This is a genomic window from Vibrio sp. 2092 (assembly GCF_033339635.1).
GTDB classification, from domain to species: Bacteria; Pseudomonadota; Gammaproteobacteria; order Enterobacterales; family Vibrionaceae; genus Vibrio; species Vibrio alginolyticus.
In genome coordinates, this window is record NZ_JAWOUY010000004.1 from 237308 (window position 1) to 260334 (window position 23027).

Consider the following 23027-nt stretch of genomic DNA (forward strand, 5'->3'; position numbering starts at 1 on the left):
ATTCGTTCCTTATCTAACTCTTTAATTAGTCGTAAATTGCTTTCCACTCTTCATACTTCTCAGGTAGAAGATCCTTGCTTCCAAATAACCGATGGAGTGTTTTTCGAATTAGGTCTTCTAACTGTGACGATAAGTGGGGTTCCCAGCTCGCGAGATTAAACGCTTTTTGTACTTCCCACCCCTTCTCAAGATACGGCAAACACAACGGGTATAATCCAACAGACTGGTAAGCTGCTATCAATTGTAAATACAGCATGAACTGCCCTCGTCCCGAGCTATCCAGCTCAAGTTTGTGGGCAAGCTCTGCGGCACATTCCCCTAGATTTTCTAGAGTGATATCCTCCATTGGCAGCGAGTCTTCCTGCGAAATCACAACCGTTTGAACAACGGGTTGAGAAGTCGAAGAAGTAGTATCTTGAGTCGATAACCAGCTCAAGGTCGCTTCATCTGCAAATGGTATAGAATTCTTAAATGAGAGGTGCTCGATGCCCTCTAGCGATTCAACAAAACGCGTCACTTCTTGTTTCACAGCAAGCGCTGCATCATCAAAGCCCAAGTTATTAAGCATCGAATACACGAAGTAATGGCCCGTCAGCCAAAACGGCGCATCCGTTAATGTGCGCTCCAAACGCTTAATGGTGTCGATGTCGCTTTCTTGTTCAGCTTTATCTCGGTATTCCGCTTGTTGATCGGACGACACTGCCAAGCTCAAAGGCGTTTGATTATTTTGGTGGTCGGGTAGACCATCAATGTCATCCCAAGTCAGATGACGATAAATCCGGTAAGCCAGCGGATCACTTGGGTTCGCATGAAGCATGACTTCCGCAACCTTCTTCAAGGTGCGCTTAGAAGCCGTAGGCGAAGAGAAGTCCGTATCGACATCGACTTCTTTTGCTACCGCTTTCTTAACTGGCGCAGGTTTAGGGGCCGGCGGAACCGCCTTCACCGGTGCGGTTTGCACTTCATTCTGCGCTGGCGTTTCTTCGGCAGCAGACTGCGTAGCTGGTGCAGGCGCCGCTTGTTCAACGTTAACGACTGCATCATCGCTCTGCTCATCAGCCGCCGCTTGTTGAGATAAAACATTGAGTTGAGTGCGAATCTCAAAGAAATCCGCTTCTGAGTCTTGGTAAACCTCGTCGTACTGGCGCTGCACTTCTTCAATAGTCGAAATGCAGTTTGATACCAAATCCCATGACTGAGCGCTTTCCGCTAACTTGCTGCAGACCAGTTTAAACTGATGGTTCAACCATTCGACCGCGCCATCTCGACCCCGCTTTCGCGAAGGATACAGTTCAACGCCAAAGCGATTTAACGCCTTACTAAGCAGCTTTAGACCTTGTTCAAAGCCTTGCAGACCAAACTCTTCTGTTAGCGCGCGAACGAGGTAACAAATGGCTTTTAAGTCTTTACTGTGGTGCTCTAGAACTTCAGTCGCGTGCGTTTTTACCACGCTCCAATCTACTGTTTCGCCAAACAAGGAACCGAATTTCTTCACTTCGGACTCCATCATTTCGTAGCAAAACTCGTAACGGGCATCGTTACCCACTGGAGATTCATCAGAAATAGGATTAAGCAGACGATCGATATCAATGTTGGACAAAATTCACGTCTCCTTCAGTCAAGTAATCTCTCAACGCACGCGCTACCGCAATTGCGCCATTTGCTGGCTTAGATAATCGATGGCTCTGCTCAATCGCATCCGACGCCATGCTATCTAGAATTTTCGTGATTTCTGTAAATTTACTTGGTGCATTCCGTTCTAAATCGGCAAGGGATTCATGTAGCTTTTGTTTGTCGTAAACGGATTGCTCCATCACGGTGCTAAACAAAATAAATTCGCTTCTTGCGACGATTAAATCCTTTATTTTTTTGTCTAGTTCTGGCGTATTACCGAAGTAGGCTTTGGCTAATTCGGCTTCTTCAATTGCTTTGGTGTAAAAGTGCGCCTCTGCATGTTTATCGATGGAGTCATTAATATTTTCCATCACAGCCTTTGGTAAGATTTGGTTGTAAAAATAGGCTTGTGACTGGTTTAACAACCATGCCTCTTTCATTTCATTTTCTGCGAGCTTAGCTTCACCATCTAAAATTAAGCGAGCAATCTGCTTATCTCGACTGCCAGCTATGGCAGATACTTTCATGGAATCGATAGACGCGACATTTAACCCAGACATCACTTTAGTCAACGCCTCATCCGCATATGGAAACAGAGCACCGTCACGAACAAGGGTTTCTCGCAAGGTGACAAGCTCCTTACGTAGTTCGACTAATGCCATTGGTAAGCCATCCGCTAACGATTGATACGACGTTAACTGAGCCTGTTTTTCTTCATATAAATTCGAGAGGCTTAACTGCTGAGCTTGATATGCTGTTCGATAAGCTACTGTCATATCAATACTCTGAGTAGCTTGAGACAATTCTTCTTTGATTTTCCATGGAGGCTGAGCCAAAAAAGAAGCCGTTTCAGAGGGCGTAATAACGTGAGTTACAGTAGTGACACCTCGGGAAAAAATGGCATCCAATTGATCTTTATTCTGTTGATATAAATAACTTCCTGCTGTTGCCAGCACACTCAACACTAAGCTCGCCTCTAATATTTTAAAGCGACCATACGCCGTTTTATCATTTGGCTTACAGTGTGTAAGCAGCAAGTCCGCGTTACGCAAGCTACTGAAAATTGGTGCGTTAGAATTTGAGCTAATTGATTGCGTATCGATTCGCGCTAACTGTTGAGCAAAAGAAATAGCGGTATAGCCATGCCCTCTTGGTTTGTTGATGACTTCTTTCAGCAATTTCCAAATATGAACCGGGATCAAAGCCGGACGCTTTCGGTCTTTTAACTGCTTATTCCAAGCATCACCAAATATTGAGCCTAAAAATAGATGTCCAGCGAGCAAAGCGAGAGAGTAAACATCATCTTGCGGTTCCGCGATGCCAGTTTCTATATAAAGAGGGGAAGCGTAGCTCAAGCTTGCCTCTGCGTATGGTTCTGTCTCTCCAATGTAACGAGCAGCGCCGAAATCAATGAGCTTAACGTAATCGCCTTCACTCACTAATACGTTAGATGGTTTAATATCAAGATGGCAGATACCTCTTGTATGCATAAACTCTAGAGCGCCAGCGAGTTGATACACCAACCAAGCGATGTGGTCGTGGCGGAAGCCTTTAGAAGAATGACGCTCCATTTTTTCTGCCAGTGATTCACCTTGGATCCACTCGTACATCAAATATGGGCGTTCGAATTCGTTGCCGATTTTTACAAAGTTAGCCACGCTAGGGTGTTGAGAAAGCTCCAGCCTGCTCGCTTCGTTAATCAACATTTTGCTCGCAAATTCTGGCGAGTCATCATTGATAACTTTGCAACAGATTTGCTTCTCTGGCTGCCCTTTTTTTGCAAGATGGTAAACCGTTGTCTTACCATTTTTAGAAGGAAGCTTATCTAATACATCAAACTGTGAAAAAAGCACGTACTCAAGCTTCGGCTTATTTTTTTCTGCTAGCCTTTGCTCATTCAGTTTCTTTTTCTCAATAGCTTTAACAACCAACTGATCGATATATCCTTTGGCTGTACTCTGATTATTAGACACTTAGTACTCTTTCATAGAATAAATATTATTAGAGTTGAATAATATTTTCTTGAACGTACTTGTATCAAGGTTGGTATTTAAAACAAACAGTAAGCCTATTATTTTAGTTATTATTACTAACTTATTAGACCTTTTTACTTACGCTTTCACTGCATGAGTTATACGCTTTTTCGTGTTACAAACTTCAACCTAATAATATGAGTATATTTTCATTGCCATTTGATCGATGAGTGCCCACTAACATTGCAGTAATTGGAGAACTCCTTTGTCACCATGAAAGTCGAACATTAACAATGTAGTTGGTTGCTTAAAGTGGTGCTCTCTGACCGCAAAGGCAATTAAAGCGAGAGAAGAACAACTGCCCATTGTGCCCCACAACTCATTGATAAGCTGCGGTTGTTCTGGGTTCGTGAATCGTTCTGCTTTCGCCCCCAGAGCAAAGCCGTAATCTTCCGAATGCATGCGCAGGTTCGTCATATCGGAATACACTTCACCAAATGAATAGAGCTTTTTACTCGCACGTTGAACAAGTCGAAACATGCCTCTTCGGTCTGAAGTGTTTAATTCCGTATCAATGTAGCCAAGCTGCGCTTGAGGCTTAAGTTTCAATGTTTCTACGGTGTTTTTTCGACAAAGAATTAAACCCGCCCCACCCTCGCTCGGAATAACGCCCCATGGATTATTGGTACTCATTACCATCGCATCGTCGATGAGTGTTTGCATCGAACTCACCAAGGAATCGACACTGATACACATCATAGCATCATATTTATCCAATGATTTCATGGCCTGGAGAACGAAACTGGGCCCACTGGCATGAACAGCATTCACCACAGAGAGAAATTCAGCATAGTTACTTTCACCAAGCCATTCTTGCACCTTTACTAGTGAAACAGACGCAGGCACAGCTATAAGCAAAGGTATTGGTCTCAATGAACGTGGTAACTGTGCTAACAATGAATCAAGCAAGTGGGTGATTAACTCACACGTTTTCTCAAACTGCTCACTTTCTTTGGTGTATTCGATTTTGGCGTAAGTAAAACGCTCGATACCATCATCCCCTACACATTGGTCGAATCTTCCTAAATCAGCATACGAAACTGCACTAGCAATATCTAAATTCATACCGGTTGGCGTCATCACTTCCATCCCTAGCACGTAACGGCCTGTTGAATTATGCATGCTCGCTTACCTCTTCCAACTTAGTGATCGATGTCGACACCAACAAATGCTCCTTGCCCTGACAAGGAAACGCAGCCGTGTAACTGATTGATATAGTTTTCTTTTCCGCATCAACGAATAAGGTGTACATCGCCATATCAGCTTGATAACTTTGACCTTTAAACGTCGCGATCGCACGGTATTTTTCTTTAGGAATTCGAAATGAAAGCGTGTCATCATGACAAAAACCACTCATCATCAAACGCTCCCCCCCACGAAGAAAGCCTTTGCACTGTTGATCAATAGGCGCGCTTTGGAAGAACCGCTTATCAAAATCGAGTGGCAACATTGGCTTGCGATTCTCAATCCAATCGTCATCGAACGTGCCGGCCAGCTTCTGGCGCGCCTCAAAGAACGGAGGCACTGGCCCGAACCCCGCAACGCGTAGTTTTTTCGCGGCGGCACTCCAGTCCTCTCGGGGATAAAAAATCGAGGGTACTTTCTGTTCAAGCAATTCTTTGTTGGAATCGGCAACACCACCGCCTATTCGGTTACGTAAATCACCGCCTACCGCGCAAGTGTAATCAATGTCTTTTTCAATAAATGGGACTGGGTTGCTCAGCGTTATACTACCAGCATGCTCAACCCATACTCGCTCCCCGTGAATAGCGAGAGTCTTATCGATATGACCATCAATCAGCACACGACACTCTTGGTATGTCACTGGCTTTTTCGCGTAGCTGCGCGCTTTGCCGTAAACAAGTACATCTGTGTTTTCTTTGGTATACGCGAACTCGTGGTCAACTTTCATCGCAGAGAAGCCTTCTTCGCCCAAATATTGGGGATCATCGAAGATTTCACTTTCACCTAATTCGTGCCAAACCACACCATCGAATTGCCATGTGCGTTTGGCGACTACAACCCAGACTTCATCGCCGTTTTCGTCACGTTGAAAACGACCTTTAAGTGATAGCTCAGGGTGCGCCTCAATATCCCATAACTGCATTGCTATTCCTTAAGTTGAATCGTTCGCTCGCAGAAGGTGCGGCCTTTAAATTGTTGAAGTTCCAGTCTTGTTGATGAATCGGCATTGCCATATCCCAAGGCACGTAGGCTCTGGATTGAATACAGAGTTGACGCCATAGCCAATCTCGGAACAGCACATCAACGTTAGCATCTTGCATCGCAGCTAACGTAGACTCGAAGCTCAATGCGTAACCCAAGCGGCTTGGTAGATTTTGCATATATTTTTCATCTTCCACCCACTCATTGAGCAGATCGACGATCTCTTCCCATTCATACTCGACACCAACATCTTGCGGAGTCAGAGGAAGAAGCTTTCCGTAGACGACATACAAGGCATGAAGCCAAACTTCACCTTCAGCTTCCTCCAGACTTTCCAAGTGCTCGATGATTTGGGGCACCAGTTTCCAATCACCACTCAGCGCAAAATCAACAGGTGCTAATGAAGAAGAGATATCAAACGCCTCAAACTCTTTTAACTCAAGCAACTTGGCGTAAGTGAGCACTTGCGCTGATGGTAATCTATTTGGTTCGATGCCAAAGCACTGACGGAACCAAGTGCCTCTGTCACGTTTGGTAATCAAACGTTCAAATAGATATTGTTCGCTGCCTGCATTGTCATTGAGCCAATCAATCCCCTCTTTCACGTCTTGTAAAGCGAGCAGTGGCAAAGCAACATGAGAGCTAATGATACTGGCTTTGTTCCAACGCTTGATGAGAGAAACACTTAATGTTTGACGTACACGTAAGCATTCAAAGTAAAACGCACCGGATGTCGCATTACCCTCAATAAGCTCCGAAAGCGTGCTATCCATAGATTCAACCGGAGATTGTACGGCGATGACCATTGCGGTTTTAACGTCAATATCTTCGAGTAAACTCAAGCCGCACAAAAGGTTATCCAACTCTAAGCCCAACTCGCCTTGTAGCATCAGCCAGCTGTAGATTTCTGGCTCTTTGCTTCTTAATTGATGAATCAACCCCGGTGCTAAGCGATAAAACGACAAGTACACCTGCTTCAGTTCTTCAATTTGGCGTTCAATCAGCTTGAGATACGCCAACTCACGACTTGGATAACCCCTTTTGTGAATTTGAACTCGCTGCCTGATTAAAAAACCGATACTTTCAGAAGCAATGGACAGCTTTTCATTACAGAAATCCAGCCATGTTACTGGCAATTGGGAAAGGTCGTTCACAGCGCGCTCAGCTTTTGCTAACGCGCCTTCGACTTCTTGATTGGTTATGGGTGCCTTTAGGTGCTCGACACCGATTCTTTGTCGCATCTAGTTATCCGTTATTAGCGTGCCATAACGCGATTGCAATTAGTTAATACAAAGTAATTAGCTAACTCGACGTAAATTAGCTAATGCTAGGTAATTAGTTAATTGCGATCGTTCCGCCTTGAATTTTTTGTGCTTTTTCTGCTTGAGAAGTGACGTACTTCGCTTTAGTGGTAATTCGTCCATCGCGCCCGCTATAGCGAGTTTCTGTCTCACCACTTTTGACTACCAACTCTTGTTCTGTCTCGATAACCATCTTCTTCGCTCGCAATACAAACTCGTCAGAGTCATCCAGAATGGAGAAGAAAATGTCCGTCACAAGAGGCAAGCTTAAGTCGTCGTTCAAAAACTCAACTCGACAACTTAATCGATTATCGATAGCCATTTGCAGTTCAGAACGACGAAAGCCACGTCCTAGTCTCGCAGTGAGTGGCTGCTTAAATGGGTTACCATCAAAATCAACTCGCACACTGCCCGTAGACTCACTGATAGCCACTATTATTCCAAAACGCGAAAAGCAAGCCGTTGATTCGGCTTGCTGCTCTGATATTACTTCTGTTGTAAGAGGTTGTTTTTCCATTGTTAGTTAACCACTACGTTGCCACCTTTCACGACGACTTTGTCACTGCCTTCGATCGTAATAGCCGAGCCTGATAACTTTATTGAACCATCACTGTTCATCACTAAAGAGGAACCACCCGTTTTCAATACAATCTTGTCGCCACTGATAATTTGCGTTGCACCATCAGCTTTATAAGCGGTGTTCCCTTTCACTGATACCGTTAAGTTGCCACCAACCGTCTGGTTATCATCCGCACCAATATCTGAACTCTTAGACGCACCGATAGTAAGGTTACTGTTTTCGCCAATATCTAAGTCATCATTTTTACCGATCTTAGTCGTACGGTTATCACCAATTTCTAAGTCAGAATTGTTTTTCACATACTGGGCTTCGTTCGCGTTGTATGTAACGGTAACGTCTTGCTCGACTGTCTCGGTAAACGTACTGTTTACTTGTGTCGTTTTATGCCCATGGATGGTTTCTTTATGGTCACCATGAACTTCATTCGTTTGGTGACGTGCAACCTTCAAGAATTCATCTTGACCGATATCACGGTAACGGTTGTTGAGCACCTTGGTCGACATGTCTTTTTGAGCGTGAATATAGACTTCTTCTTGGTTCGCTTCGTCTTCAAAACTCAACTCGTTGTAACCTGTTCCTTTGTGCGTTTGCGTGCGGAACGTGGTACGAGTTTTGTTTTCTGGCAAAGAGTACGGTGGGAAATGCAAACCGTTGTAAACTGCGCCCGTAACTAACGGACGATCTGGGTCCCCCTCAAGGAAAGTCACTACGACTTCATGGCCAATACGCGGCAAATAAACTGCGCCCCATGTTGGCGCCGCCATGGATTGGCTTACACGAATCCAACAGCTTGAATGTTCGTTGTTATCACCGTAGCGATCCCAATGGAACTGTACTTTCACTCGACCAAGCTTGTCGGTGTAAATCTCTTCACCTTCTGGTCCTACAACGACCGCCGTTTGAGGGCCATCCACTACTGGTGCCGCTAGTTTAGGCGCTTTAAACACCACATCACGTGGAATACACGAGAACTGGTTGTAGTAAGTGGTTGGCATACCACTCGCTTCATCTTCATGCACTTGCGGATCTTGACCTGTGTGCATTACAGACAACATGAGGTAATCGCGGTTAATCTCAGAACGCGGGTGGTCACTGACGTTAAAGCTGTAACCAGATGCTAAGCGCATTACGTCACTCGTTGCTTCCACTTGTTGATTATCGACTATGTGTTCCGACATCCACTCCGTGGTTCTCACCTGCCCCATCAGCGGGTCGACGTATCGTCCAGGATAATCAAACTGCTTGAGATCTTGGTCTAGCTCGCCAGCCTGTGTCATCTCTTGTGGAATTTTAGGGTGTTCGTAGTTGTAATCTGTGTACGTAACCTGTCCCGTTCTAACGCGGTTAACTAACTCGAGATCAGAGATATGTTCGCGATCGGCAACACCGCCACCATCGGCATGATAAACAATCGGCCCAATGTAAGAAGCATTTAGTGGCGAGCTTATCAAAGGTGCAATCGCGTCATTACTGTCGACAATGACCATCGTATGATTTGAATCGCTATGGTCAAAGTAATACCACATACCGTGTTCAGCCATCATACGCTGCACGAAGTGCAAGTCAGACTCACGGTATTGCAGAACGTATTCTTTTGGAGGATAAGTACCCGACACTTCAAATCGGTAATCGGTGACTGCTCCATCATCGAGTACTTCTGTGATGATGTCTTGCGCTGACTTTTGCTGGAAAATACGACAATCTTGGCGCTGAGATAAGAACCAAGCTTGAGGAACCAAGACTAATTGATAACGAGAAAAACGACGCCCAGTCCCTAAGTAACGAACTTCATTCACCACTCCGTTGAACACACGCGCAGCCCCAACACCTTGTCCGTAAAGTGTCAATGTTCCTGCTTTACGTATTAACTCATCGAACGAGATATCTGGATCAAGTGAAAGTAATGAGAGATTGATGTGGAAAGGCTTAGATAACTCTTCATGAACATGAAAGCTCTCAACCCGAAATTCATGCCCACATCCAGGCACTTCAAATTTAAATTCTACGTCATTCACCATATCTTTTACCTGATACAAATAATCGAATTAGGGCCAACAATCGTTGGCCCTGAATCTTTACGCGACGAGCAATTAAGCTTCGCGTGGAGCACGCCAGTCGTCGTTACCCGCAGTACCACAGTTTTCGTGAGTTACTTCGATCGCACGGTAAGTGAACTTAAGCACTTCTTCTGTCACGCGGTCAGCTGTTGCTGCGTCTTGACAGTGGTTCATACGAGTTTGGATATCGACAAGTAGCGCATCAATCAATTTGATTGAGTAGTAGTGCTCTTGTTTACCTTGAACTGAAGTGCGGTAGAAGCGGATCACACACTCAGGAAGTTTTTCGCCAGATACTAGTGCGTTGAATAGTAGTGGAGATGAGCGATCTTGAACTTTAGTTACAACAAGTGGACGGTGTACACGTTGACCAGTTGGCTGACCACTTTGTGGATCACGTGGAACAGTTAGCACGTGATCAAGTTCTTGTACTAGGAACTCATCAACATGAGCTTCTTGCCATGTGTTACCTACTGAATCTGCAGAGTAAGTATCTTTAGTAATATGGCCTTGAGTCTCACCTTGGATAGACATATATGCTGGAGTTGGCATCGCTATTTCCTTTTCTAAAATCTGTTTTGTTTAAATCACCAAATCGCTTATCACCGCGACTACTTGGTATAATCAAAGTCCGTGCCAACTTTAAAAACACAATAAAAACAACAACTTATACAAATTAAGGCATTATTCACTAATATCTTGAGTACAATTTATTGGATAAAAAACCAAAAAGTTGGATTAAGATAATAATAAATTGTTCTAACTTTAAAAAGTGAAAATAACCATATAAAACTGTGTAAATAAAGTCATTAAAACTAATAAATCCGACACTTTTACTATCAATTAATTTAGAATAACAACGCCATTAAAATAACCACAAACATTAATGTCACAATAATCATTAAAAATAACCAACAAACGATAGTCAAAATATCTTGATAAAAAAAGAACGCAATCACTTTTAGTATAATAGCCGCTACCTCTTTTCCTCTAAAGAATAAAATGGCTATGATAAATATAAACCTTTCTTCATTAATTCAGCGTCTACACCCGATTGCAAAAGTAGCATTAGAAGACGCCGCTGCACTTGCAGTCTCTGAAAAAGCAAACGAAGTTCAAATTGAGCATTATTTACTGAGTCTATTAGAAAGGCCAAATAGTGATTTTGACGTCTTATTAAGTCATTTTGATTGTTCTGAGAACTTATTAAGACAATCGGTTCGATCCACACTCGACACCAACGCCAAAGGAAATGGCAGCAAACCTGTTTTTTCTGCTTTATTAATCGAATGGTTGCAAGAAAGCTGGCTGGTTTCTTCTTTAGATCTATCCGAAACACAAATCCGCTCTGGTGCCCTACTCCTTACTCTTGTTAGCAACCCTCTCCGTTACGGCCAACATGGTTACGCCTCTATCCTTGAAGCGGTAAACCCTGACAGCCTTAAGCGTAACTTTGCAGAGCTAACAAGCCAATCTATTGAGGCGCAAGTTGCTACTTCAGAGAAAACACAAGCTCGTGAGGATGGCTCAGCACTGAGCAAGTTCACAACAGACTTCACTGGTAAAGCACGCAAAGGCGAAATCGATCCTGTTTTCTGCCGCGACCAAGAAATCCGCCAAATCGTGGACATTCTTGCTCGTCGCCGTAAAAACAACCCTATTGCTGTTGGTGAACCGGGCGTTGGTAAAACCGCAGTAGTAGAAGGCTTGGCACTTAAGATTGTACAAGGTGACGTACCAGACAACCTCAAAGGTGTTGAGCTTTACGGGCTAGATATGGGTCTTCTGCAAGCTGGTGCAAGCGTAAAAGGTGAATTCGAAAAACGCCTAAACGCGGTATTGGATGAAGTGAAAAACTCGCCAACCCCTATCATTCTTTTCATCGATGAAGCACACACCCTTGTTGGCGGTGGTAACCAAGCGGGCGGCAGCGACGCGGCAAACTTGCTAAAACCAGCCCTAGCGCGTGGTGAAGTGAAAACCATCGCCGCAACAACATGGTCGGAATACAAGAAGTACTTCGAGAAAGATCCTGCCCTTGCACGTCGTTTCCAATTGGTGAAACTCGACGAACCGTCTCCTGAGCAAGCAGCATTGATCATTCGTGGTCTGCGCCCAGCATACGAGAAGTCACATAACGTTTACGTGCGTGACGATGCTATCACTGCTGCGGCAGCACTTTCTGCTCGTTACATCTCTGGTCGTCAACTGCCAGACAAAGCGATCGATGTACTAGATACGGCGTGTGCACGAGTGAACATCAGCCTTAATGCCATTCCTGCTTCTGTTGAGACTCTGCAACAAGAACTTGCAGCTCAACAGCGCGAGCTTGAAGCACTTGAGCGTGATGCTCTGCAGCAAACTGGCGACAAGCACAGCCTTGCTAACATTCCAGACCTAAAACTGGCAATGGAAACAACGAAAGAAGAGCTAGCAGAACAAGAAGCGCAATGGCACAAAGAAAAAGAGCAGATCCAAGAGATGATTGCTCTACGCTCTCGCTTACATGAACTGGTCTTTGGAGAAACAAATGAAGAAGAGCTTGTTGCAGACGAAGATTCAGAACAAGAGCAAGACGTTTCTCCATATGCAGAAATGGATGAAGAAGCCGTTCGCATTGCCATTTCGGCCTGCCAAGAACAGCTAGATGTAATCCGCAATGGCAACCCACTGGTTCACTTTGAAGTGGGCCCAGATGAAGTTAGCCACGTCATCTCGGACTGGACTGGTATTCCAATGGGTAAGATGCTTCAAGACGAAGCAGAAACCACGCTAAAACTGAAAGAAAGCCTAACACAAAGCATCAAAGGCCAAGAATACGCTATCGATGCACTGTCTGAAGGCATTCAAACCGCAAAAGCAGGCTTAGGCAACCCAGACGCACCAACAGGCGTATTCCTGCTGGTTGGCCCAAGTGGCGTGGGTAAAACCGAAACTGCTCGTGCAATTGCTGATCAAATGTTTGGTGGTGAGCGCTTTATGACGACCATTAACATGTCTGAGTTCCAAGAGAAGCACACGGTATCTCGCCTAATTGGTTCACCTCCGGGTTACGTAGGTTACGGTGAAGGCGGCATGCTGACAGAAGCGGTACGTCAGCGTCCATACTCTGTTGTACTTCTTGATGAAGTAGAAAAAGCCGACCCAGAAGTGTTGAACCTGTTCTACCAAGTGTTCGACAAAGGTACGCTGAACGACGGCGAAGGCCGAACCATCGATTTCAAGAACACGCTGATCATCATGACCAGTAACCTTGCGACGCACGAGATCGAATCTTTAGTTCATCAATCAAAAGACATCGATGCAAACATCATCGCAGAAGCTATCCGCCCTACTTTGAACCAACACTTCAAACCGGCGCTATTGGCACGTATGTCTGTGCTTCCGTTTGTTCCGCTGTCTGATGAAGCAATGACAGAAATCATTCACCACAAGCTAAACAAAGTTTCTCAGCGTCTACAGAGCCATCACAAGCTGTCTCTGAGCTACGAAGAAAGCTTGGTTGAGTTCGTACTAGGTAACTGTCGCCTTGCTGAAACGGGCGCGCGTAACATCGACGCGGTTATCAACCGTCAGTTACTGCCTCAGCTCTCGACTCAGCTACTAGTGCATGACAAGGATGATTCACATACGCAAATCGAAGTGTCTGTCGATGAGCAAGGAACACTAACCTATGCGTTCAGCTAACCATAGCGAACTTAGCAACGCCCTACTTGCGATCAGTCAATCTTTGGCTGATCGCAGCCAGCTTACCCAAACCTTGGATGCTGTGTTGACCGCTGCGAGACAAATGACCCTCGCAAAGCACGGCATCATTTATGTTTTGGACCAGACTGGTCAGGCGTTGATTCCAAGTACCGCTCACCATAACGATAAAACGATTGTTTCCCACCCTTGGGAGGCATTGCAGATTGATTCCGCAAGTGAGAACGACCCATTTAACTTTGCCATTCGCAATGGTGAAGTGGTATTGATTAACGAGTTGTATAAGTACAACGGCTATGACTGTGACAGCATCTATCAAACTGAGCAGACGCTAGGACTAAAAAGCGAGAACTTGCTGGCTTGGCCTTTGATTGATAGCGAAAGTAAGACCATTGGACTCTTGGTCTTGCTCGATTTAAGTGTTATCGACAATGAGGCTGCATTGACTGAGTTTTGTCGCATGGCCGCAAGTAATATTCGCCAAGCTGTTTGGTTAGAGCAATACGGGCAAGTGATTAAAAGCCTCAGTGCCGATAATCAAGCCCTCGTTCGTGAGAATACGCAACTCAAAAAGCGCACTCAAAAAACCTATCAAGGCCCTATTGCAGAGAGCGAAGAAATGCTCAATGTCTTGAATCGTCTTGATAAAGTGCTGTCTCTTCCTGTCGACGTTCTGTTGCGTGGTGAGACTGGTGCCGGTAAAGAGGTGATCGCGAAATACATTCACGAAAACTCTAACCGTTCAGAACAGCCTTTGATCGTACAAAACTGTGCGGCAATTCCCGAACAGTTGTTAGAGTCTGAACTGTTTGGGCATAAGAAAGGTTCATTCACGGGCGCGGACAAAGACAAAGTCGGTTTGTTTGAAGCAGCCAACGGCGGCACGCTTTTCCTAGATGAAATTGGCGATATGCCAATGCTACTACAAGCGAAGTTACTGCGTGTACTGCAAGAGCGTAAAGTTCGCCCTATCGGTACCAGCAAAGAGATTGAAGTGGACGTGCGCGTTATCGCTGCAACCCACTGTAATCTTATGCAGCAAATCAAAGATGGCGGATTCCGTGCCGACTTGTTCTATCGCTTAAATGTCTTCCCTATTACATTGCCGCCCCTGAGAGCCCGTAAGTCGGACATTATTCCCCTTGCTGAACATTTCGTGCAACACACAACCAACACGCTAGGTTTGCCGCAAGCGCCAGGGTTAAGTGCCAATGTACGTAAACAGCTGCTTGCCTACCAATACCCAGGGAACGTGCGTGAGCTTAAAAACATCATCGAGCGCTCGGTACTACTGTCCGATTTTGAAACCATTACTCACATTGAGTTTGGCGAACAAATCCCAGAAGATGTACCAAGTATCGACATGAAAGCAGCTTCACCTACCCCAGAGCAACCTGCTTACGAGCAGCAAGCACAAGCGGATTTAGAAGACGTTTCAAAGAGCCTTAAAGACGTCGTTAGCCAATACGAGCGTACAGTAATCATCGATTGCTTAAATGCCTGCAATTGGCACACCAAGAAGGCCGCCGAGCAATTGGCACTTCCAATGAGCACTCTCAACCATAAGATGAAGAAATACGATATTTCTGCAGCGGGTTGATGGGGCTTAAAAAGAAAACTCTAAATTCAGTATGAATCATAAGAAAAGAAAAACCGCCCGAAGGCGGTTTTTTTTGCATCTAGGAAGGGTTATCAAGTGACTTTTCCAAGGGCTTGGGTGCTTGAGTTACCGCAGGTTGTTTCTCAATCCAATCTTTCAGCCATTTCTTGCGTTGAGATTCGTTATACTGCTTCCAAGTTTCAGCCGCAGACTTGTCTACGCCTTCCTCTGTCGACTCTTTCTCAATTAACCAAGGCATATCACTAAAGAAATTACCAGCCAAAGCACTATCCGCATTTAAAGAAGGAATAGAAATTACAGCATCACGACCAATATCATAGTCATCAACTCCATTTAATCCGACTTGTTTTAGATGAGCAACCGAAAGCTCCAAGTTCGCTTTACCACCAATTACACCACCAAACGGTCTTAGGCCTTTTAACCTAACTCCCGTTGGTGCAACATATTCCAAGTTAAACCTCATGCAGTACATCGTATAGTTTTTGCTCTTAGATAGTTCATTCTCTTTAGTGAGACTACCTACAGCTTCACCTATAAACTCACTCATGGCATCAACTTGTTCTCGATGGTTTTCTGAAATAGATTCAGTAAACATCCATTCTTCGTTTTTATAGGCAAACTCACCAATATGATACATATCGGTGAAGTAAAGAGGACCTTTAACTGGCTTGCCATCATTTCCGTCGAGCGCCAGTTGAATACACATATTCACTGCTTCCCACGGCATACCCAAACGTTCATAAAGTGCTTTTTCATGACTCTCACCCAAAATCAGTACATAAATACTGGCAGGATCGTCTTTCTTTTTGTTTCCCCATGAGAAACCATCACGCCAGATATTATCAGCCGATTGGTACCACTTTCTTTCACTGAAAAAGTTCAAACCAGACGCTTTGGTGTCTATAGCCACCAATTGCTGTTTAATGCCATGAAGTATAGGGATGGTATTTTTGTCTCCCTCACCTGCCATTAAGGTAAAGCTCTCTACCATAAGGTCCTGTTCACGTAGACGCAGTTGCTGCTCTCCCAAGTAGGTATCAAGCAAAACCAGTCTAGTTTCTGTACTTAAAGCGCCAATTTGCAACTCATCTTCAGCATCATCAAACTTCTGCCCCAGACTGTACTCTTGTGGTAAATAAAAACTATGTTGCCCTTGGTTTGTTCTAATTCCCAAGCAGTAACGCATATTTTGGAAGCCTCCGCCTTTTACATAGCGCTTAAAGGAATCCGCTTCTGCAAAATAGTCGCTTGGCTGACCCGATATCGCTGCTCCGGAAACTGCCATACTGAACATTGCATCAGAGAACATTAGCTTTGCTTTAGAGGTCATTGGTTTCATACCGTCGATCATCACATCACCGAAGCGGAATGAGGGAATATGCTCAATAGCAATCAACGTAGCGCCGTCATCAATCCCCTGTTGCTTGTAAAAAGCACTTATTCGCCCATCAGGATCTGCTTTGAAGTCACTAACCTTCATTGGCAGCATCCAGTCACTGAAAGCTGGACCTTTAATATTTTCGAGCCCGTCGACGCGATCATAGCCAATAGTAACTGGCTTCGCATACTTGTGTTCTTTTTTAAGTATCAACTGCACTTTCACTTTATCGTATGGACCTAGGCGACTGCTGCTAGATTGCTGAATCCAACTATCATATGACATCCATTCCGGTTCATCACTTTCAGCATAGCGAGCTGACTGAACTAGTATTCGACAATAGCCGATTTCATCTTTCTTTAACTCACTTCCTTGCGGGTTAAATGACTCGGTAAAGTTATCAAACATCGTTTCATTTGGGTGTTCAAACAACATGGTTTGTATCGGGAAGATTTGATTAAATGCACCTGACGCTTTAAAGCTATCCCTGTTTTCGGTTATAGAGAGATGAGAAACTTTGCTATTAGTTGTTATTGGAGCAGGCCAATGCTGCGCACCTTGTGGCATCTTTGTCGATAATTCGGTGTAGTACTCGTTATCACAACGGTTCTTCCAGTTAGCCGCTAAGGTGTTTCCTTTGATCGTATGTACAGACCAATCATCGCTCAAAATGTAGTTCTCAATGTATTCCTTCACCTTGTAACGCTCAACCAAAAACCTAAACGAGATATTAGAATTCCGTTTGGTTTGAGATCCTAGGTCAGCGAGTAATAACACTAAGCCATTAATAGCAAGCGCTCGTAGTTGGTAGCGTTTTAACACCTCCTTACGAACTTCTTCGCTCTCAAGGTGAGTAATGAGTTCCTGATAAGACCTACATTCAATACCTACATCTACCTTACTGCGTCGCAAATCGTTAAGTAACTCGATATGTATTTTTGCCAGCCTTTCAAGCTCACTGACAACCTCATGGCTTTGCTTTAACTCTTCTAGGAAGGAGTCCAACATTAAACTATCAATCACTTTCACCGCAGATATTGCTGTCTTTGAACCCTCTATGGCAAGCATAAACCCTCTTGCCGCAGGAGCTATAGCAGGAATATAGGAAGCGACGTCAACGACACTGTCAAAAATCGCCATTCGCAGTGCGACTTCTGCTTTATCTTGCGCAACCATCTCAGCTTCTAGAGCAAGCCTAGAGCGTTCCATTGCATGCGAGCCATAGCGACTGGGATGAAAGAATATGTTCAGGGATTGCAGGTAAATACGGATTACAACCCGACGGTTTTGTCTTAGATTAGGGTTGTTGCGGTCGACTTTTTCACCTTGTTTGGGAACATAGACAGGTTTACTTTCACCAAAAGCGGCTACCGAAACACGACCTTCAAAAACAGGGAACTCCTTCATGAGCAGTTTTTTCGCATATTCTGCGCGCTCTGCCGAGACCTGCATATTTGCTTTCTCGGTACCGACTTGGCAAGCATGCCCTTCTATCTCTACTCTAAGGTTTGGCTCATTCTCTAAAACGTTGGCAAGAGAAGCAGCAAGCTGTTTAAATATAGGTGCATGATCCTTTAACTCTTTTTCACGCGAGTTAAAGGCAAATTCTATTTTTATTCCTGCGCCTCTAGAGCTATTTACGAGAATGGCGTCAATCTGATTGCCAGATTGATCACGCGCATCTTTTAAAGCCTGTTCTAGTTTTTCTTCCTGGATATGGTTAGCAGTCTTCCAAACTGGAATTTGAGCAAGGTAGTCTTTTGTAACTTCTTCTGTTCCTTGCTCTGCTTTATCAACCTTTTTATTTTGATTAACCAGCTGTTTAGCTTTTTTATACAAACTAAGTGCTGTCAATCCCGTTCCGAAGCCATTAAAACCAACGGTTTTACCACCAGAAAGCCAAGCTTCCGCAACTCGCCCGGCAACCACACGTCGGTTACCCAGACGTGATTCTAAAGAAAGTGCTAGTGCGCTTGACCGAGCTTCATTGGTGTTAAAAACCTTATCGTGAAATAGCGCCTTCCAACCAACACCCGCGATAGCTGGAGTGTGGAGTTCCTGCAACTTATCAAGCGCTTCTTTCGTACTGTAAATACCGTAATACAATTCGCCCGCCGCTTTCATCGCAGGCGGCATCTCGGACTTAACTGCATCCCAATACAGTTTCGAGACGTTATTAAACACCGCTTGGCGGCCATCACGATCTAAAGTGTCTTGCAAGCTACCGCTCAGCAGCCCTGCTCCTAGCTGAGCAGACACATCTCGGATATTCTTGAGTAACGCAATACTCCTTGAAGCTGGCGTATTAGCTGTTACACCTTGTACATTACCGTGAAGGTAATGTTTCATATTTCCAAAGTACTGAGGGTACTGATAAATCAAGGATTCCTCAAGGGAGATCATATCGCCACTGACAATGGCAAATTTCCCTAACGGAGTGCTTGAAGAAAAGGTAATCTGTTCACGTAGCTCGTAAGTATAGACTGTATCTAAGCCTTCAGAAAATTGCTGAATATGAGCGTCTTTAATGAACTGTGGAACACCATTTTTCATCTGGCTTGGAATAAATTCGACACGGATACTGTATAAGCCTTCTTTAAAATCAGCAGGATCAACGTGAAACATCGCGCATGGATATTGCTTAGCATTTTCTTCTGAATGCTCATCTTCAGGTAATGCCGCTTGTACTGAAGAACCTATCGTTTTGTATTCCCCACCTTCTTTGGTTGAGTCAAATTTTTGCAAAGTAACCGTCGCACTTTCATAACCTTGATCAGAAAAAACCACAGCGCAACTCGCCACAACAGGTAAAACGAAGCCTTTTAGTGTCTCTCCCAATTCAGTTACATCTTCATACCACTTGTTATATTCTGCCTGTTCTTCGCTGAGCCCCCCGTTCGCAGCTGGTTCGTAAGGCTTAGCCAGTTGTTCAATGCTGATCTCTGTCAAGGTGAGTTTTGCTTCGCTGTTTTCCAACTGGCTACTCAAATCTGCAACTTTTGTAGCTAACTCTTTGGGGTTTAACTCAGAAAGTGAAGCTATTAAAGGCAAGGGTGGAAAGCGGAAAGTGAAGGTCTGCTCACCCTCTTTGGGTAGATCCCTACCTAAAGCATGAATTGTGTGCTCTGGTGTCAGGACCTCAAAAGCCCCATATTGATCTGGCTTTCCATTACCCAGTGAACATAACTTAAATTTATGGTCGGTAGCCCAAAGCTTAGGGCTATCGCTATCGGTGACGTTAAGCATCGGCACTTTCGCTAACGGGCGAAGATTAGTCACGTCTTTATTTTTAAGCAAGCTAGGCTCTTCGTGCCAAGTTGGATAGACGTTTTTTCTACCCTCCTGAGTTGCAGGAAAATAAGCACCAAACAAATAGTAATTGGCACGCAAAGGTATCGCGTTACAGGTATCATGAGTGCTCACAGTTCATCCCCTTTAACAAAATCACCATTGTTGGCAAAGGCATTGTAAAGAGAAGAATTACTGGCACTGTGGCCCGTCCCTATTTGCTCCCATTTTAAATAAGAACCAAATTCTTTATTTTCTTTTAGTTTACTGAGGATGGCCCGTGCCGCTCCATCCCGAGCATAATTCGCATCTTTACTCAAAATCTCAAAATAGCGCAGTTTACCTACCGCTCGCGGTACGATTTCTTCTGATTGGAAGGTTCTACTTTGGGTATCAATAAGATAACGGTGCGTTCTAGTTTCGGCCCAAGAATAGCGCCCCGTTGGGCTAATTGATTTCTTACGAAAACGGGCTTCATCTGCAGAACGTGAACTATCCGGCACTATCGAGTAAAGCTCCTTTCCCGTGCGCTCATCAAAGACACCAACCCCATATTCATCGACCATATAACGCTTGCCATCATAAATCACGGAGTACTCATTAAACTCTGTGTCTACTTGCTGTTTGTCGCCTGTCGCTAAGGTGTACTTCCAGTCTTTAAACTTGTCTACGTAGTAAAGATAGCTGCTGTCTTCAGCCCATAGAAACTCTGGGTAGCCACGTGAACGACCTAGTTCAATATACTCACCCGTCTTAAGATCTTTAATTACTTTAAACATCCCTTCTGAGGCCGAATAGGCCAAAGCCAAGTAGCGATTATTTGGAGAGACACGCATTAGACGAACTTTGCCAACAAACTCATCTGCGACCAGACGCAAGTCCGTCCCATCCGTTTTGATACTCCACACTTTATCCCTTTGATCATAGTGGTCTTTCGCTTCATTTCGGGCGTTATCCCAACGAAACACTACACGTGGTAAATCATAAGAGCCTTCATTGGTGAGATCTTCACGTGGCCATTCTTTAGCTTTAAAAATAAAGTGTTTAGGTTTACCCGTCTCTTTGTCATAAATAACGTAATTGTTTTCTGTGATATAAACACGACCATCTTCCCACTGTTGAGCATTTTTTTCTGCGATTCGGTCTTGAACCGTCTGAGGTTTTGGCGCGTGTTGTTCAGGTTCCTTGGCCGATTCTTGATTACAGCCAGATAAGACCGCTAAAGTAATCAAGCATAATGTATGACGTAGATTCATCTTATATTCTCTTCGTTATCTTTCTCGATCGCGTTTAATGGTGTGACAACGCAACCCGAATAAGTTGTTTTGTTAACTTGTCTGATCTTTTTTCTTATAAGCCAGTAAATCCGCAATGGGTGTTTGAGCAAAAATGATCGTTTTATTATCTCTTCCGTGATGACTATTGCCCTGATAACCACGGAGAAGATCCACTTCTTTAACCTCTGCAGGCCAACCAGTAAAACGAATCAACCTAGAACCATTCTCTTTTTTTATACATTGGCGCAAGCACACTCGCTGCGACCAATCACCATCGCTTTGCCTTAACTCAAAGTAATCATCTGACTCGTCCAGCGTCGTATAACCCGGATATTCGAAAACTATCTCGACAGATTTAAGTAAATACACGATCGCTACATTTTTATTTAGCTGGCTTCGTAACATTGCGTATTTTTCAGGTTTTGAGGTCGCAGCACTTGGTAATACTGAGAGCAGACGAACAGAACCGTCTCCAATTTTAAAGCTTTTCTCGCTGCTATAATGGTCAAGATCAGTGACTTTTATGGCTTTAGTTCCGGGATCACTTTCTAGTTCAGATAGTTCACTCTCGCTCAATCGTTTACTGTTATAAGCCAAATATACTTCTTGAGGCTCACCTTTAATCTTGTAAGGAAGCCATATATGCGGGAGAGGGTAACCTTGCGCGCTCCGCTCCACTGGGCTAGAAGCATTAATAGGGCTCAAATTTGTTTCAATCTTTTCTTTGATTTGTGGCTCATAGCCAGTCATGACTATCTCAACTTCTTCCTCAACTAAGTTGAACACTCGAGCCTCTCCAGAGCCATTCAAAGAGCCTTCACTTACCACCTTGCCGTTCTGCACGATTTGGAAAGGCTCATAAGCGAAAACACCGCCTGTTTCAGGATTGGTCATATAGATATCGGCGTGCCTTTTGGGTCTAGAGCCTTCACGAACACTATTAATGTCCGTATCTGAAAAGTAACCATTTTCCGTAATTGCCACTTCGCGCCAAATTTTATTGTTCCAAACAACATACACGTAGCCTGATTTAAACACTTCTGCAGCTTCATCTGATTTATCGCTACCAGGGAAGTGCAGCGGAACCACAGGCACCAACACGTTGTCCCACTCATCCATTTGAGTTTCTTTATCAACGGGTTGCAGGTCTTCGGCGAGTTTAAGCAAAATTGGCTGAGGCTGGTCAGTGCAAGGGATTTTGATATAGAGCGTTTTGCCCTCAGCTTCGAGATCTTTAAATATCGCGAGGCTGCGGTGTTTGTTTTCTGTATCAGCCTTGCCTACAGTCACTTTTTCTTTTTGTGCTTCGGTTTTTCCCAACATCAAACATGCCGCGTTGCTAGACCACTGCCCTGCAAACTCGACAACGATTTTTTGATCTGGACTTGGCTCAGAGGGGACATGCGTGTAACTACGAACTAAAGCAACATCGTCGGTAACCTGCTTGTATCCTGCTTTAAAAGCTTTGCTTTCATTCGAAGCTGATACAAAGTCAACGAGTGATTTAAGTCTAGGGAAGCTTTGCAGCTGAGAGTCCGTCAATGGCGAACGACGAGCAACGGTAGATAATGACACCCAATTGCCTTTCCCCAATTCGATTCTTATCGCAGCTAGCAATGCGCTGGTCGTTTTTTTGGCAGAGATGGAAATCTTTTGCGCCAATTCTTTAGGGAGGTTTCTAAGGATGTCATCTGAATTTCGCAAACGCGAAAGCTGTCCTATACACTCGTCCGGTGTAAGAACATAAGATAGCTCGTTGGAGGATAGCTTCGAGCTAGGTATAAATTTGCAAACTAAATGCATTTGAATTCTCCACAACCAACATCGTAAATATGGCTGCGGTGACAATTAAGCTGATAAGGCTTACAAGTACGATTTGGTCTGCGTATCCTACTTACTTAGCCATTTATTTTCAACGAGATAGAAAAATCGCCCGAAATCAAAAACACCAAAAAAATGGTGATTTTTACTATTAAAACATGCGATTTAACCACAATAAAAGCCAGT

The 23027-nt window shown here is 44.2% G+C and carries 13 protein-coding genes; 2 read left to right on the forward strand and 11 right to left on the reverse strand.

The window, feature by feature from the left end:
- Nucleotides 1-25: 25 nt before the first annotated feature.
- The 8 genes from tssA to R7P80_RS09775 form a co-directional block, all read right to left on the reverse strand.
- Nucleotides 26-1600 carry a type VI secretion system protein TssA gene (gene tssA, locus R7P80_RS09740; RefSeq protein WP_225491561.1) on the reverse strand — a complete coding sequence of 525 codons (1575 nt, stop codon included), beginning with the start codon at nucleotides 1598-1600 and terminating at the stop codon, nucleotides 26-28.
- Entirely contained in the window at nucleotides 1587-3587 is a 2001-nt protein-coding gene (locus tag R7P80_RS09745; protein WP_053307564.1) for a serine/threonine protein kinase, read from the reverse strand. Before R7P80_RS09745 ends, tssA begins: the two co-directional genes overlap by 14 nt.
- Before the next feature lie 237 nt (nucleotides 3588-3824).
- Nucleotides 3825-4769, reverse strand: a complete 945-nt coding sequence (locus R7P80_RS09750; RefSeq protein ID WP_053307563.1) for a hypothetical protein — start codon at nucleotides 4767-4769, stop codon at nucleotides 3825-3827.
- The gene (locus R7P80_RS09755) at nucleotides 4762-5754 is read right to left on the reverse strand and encodes a DUF2169 domain-containing protein (RefSeq protein WP_053307562.1); all 993 of its coding nucleotides are present in this window, start codon (nucleotides 5752-5754) and stop codon (nucleotides 4762-4764) included. Before R7P80_RS09755 ends, R7P80_RS09750 begins: the two co-directional genes overlap by 8 nt.
- A complete protein-coding gene (locus R7P80_RS09760; RefSeq protein WP_225491560.1) occupies nucleotides 5735-7054 on the reverse strand; it encodes a hypothetical protein in 1320 nt (439 codons plus the stop codon). Before R7P80_RS09760 ends, R7P80_RS09755 begins: the two co-directional genes overlap by 20 nt.
- Nucleotides 7055-7148: 94 nt before the next feature.
- Entirely contained in the window at nucleotides 7149-7631 is a 483-nt protein-coding gene (locus R7P80_RS09765) for a hypothetical protein (RefSeq protein WP_158159483.1), read from the reverse strand.
- A 2-nt stretch (nucleotides 7632-7633) separates the two neighbouring features.
- Nucleotides 7634-9712: a type VI secretion system tip protein VgrG gene (gene tssI, locus R7P80_RS09770; RefSeq protein WP_005373412.1), complete on the reverse strand. Its 2079-nt coding sequence runs from the start codon at nucleotides 9710-9712 to the stop codon at nucleotides 7634-7636.
- Nucleotides 9713-9784: 72 nt separating this feature from the next.
- A complete protein-coding gene (locus R7P80_RS09775) occupies nucleotides 9785-10303 on the reverse strand; it encodes an Hcp family type VI secretion system effector (RefSeq protein WP_005373415.1) in 519 nt (172 codons plus the stop codon).
- Between the two features lie 456 nt (nucleotides 10304-10759).
- Here R7P80_RS09775 and tssH point away from each other — a divergent pair, with 456 nt between their 5' ends.
- Complete coding sequence (tssH, locus tag R7P80_RS09780) at nucleotides 10760-13438, forward strand: type VI secretion system ATPase TssH (RefSeq protein ID WP_213960691.1); 2679 nt, start codon at nucleotides 10760-10762, stop codon at nucleotides 13436-13438.
- Nucleotides 13425-15056 carry a sigma-54-dependent Fis family transcriptional regulator gene (locus R7P80_RS09785; RefSeq protein WP_225491559.1) on the forward strand — a complete coding sequence of 544 codons (1632 nt, stop codon included), beginning with the start codon at nucleotides 13425-13427 and terminating at the stop codon, nucleotides 15054-15056. Before tssH ends, R7P80_RS09785 begins: the two co-directional genes overlap by 14 nt.
- A gap of 79 nt (nucleotides 15057-15135) precedes the next feature.
- Here the strand turns inward: R7P80_RS09785 and R7P80_RS09790 are convergent, their stop codons facing one another.
- The 3 genes from R7P80_RS09790 to R7P80_RS09800 form a co-directional block, all read right to left on the reverse strand.
- The gene (locus tag R7P80_RS09790) at nucleotides 15136-19878 is read right to left on the reverse strand and encodes an OmpA family protein (protein WP_225491558.1); all 4743 of its coding nucleotides are present in this window, start codon (nucleotides 19876-19878) and stop codon (nucleotides 15136-15138) included.
- The gene (locus R7P80_RS09795; protein WP_151515697.1) at nucleotides 19875-20999 is read right to left on the reverse strand and encodes a Tricorn protease domain-containing protein; all 1125 of its coding nucleotides are present in this window, start codon (nucleotides 20997-20999) and stop codon (nucleotides 19875-19877) included. Before R7P80_RS09795 ends, R7P80_RS09790 begins: the two co-directional genes overlap by 4 nt.
- Before the next feature lie 72 nt (nucleotides 21000-21071).
- The gene (locus R7P80_RS09800) at nucleotides 21072-22823 is read right to left on the reverse strand and encodes a hypothetical protein (protein WP_198556872.1); all 1752 of its coding nucleotides are present in this window, start codon (nucleotides 22821-22823) and stop codon (nucleotides 21072-21074) included.
- Nucleotides 22824-23027 lie beyond the last annotated feature (204 nt).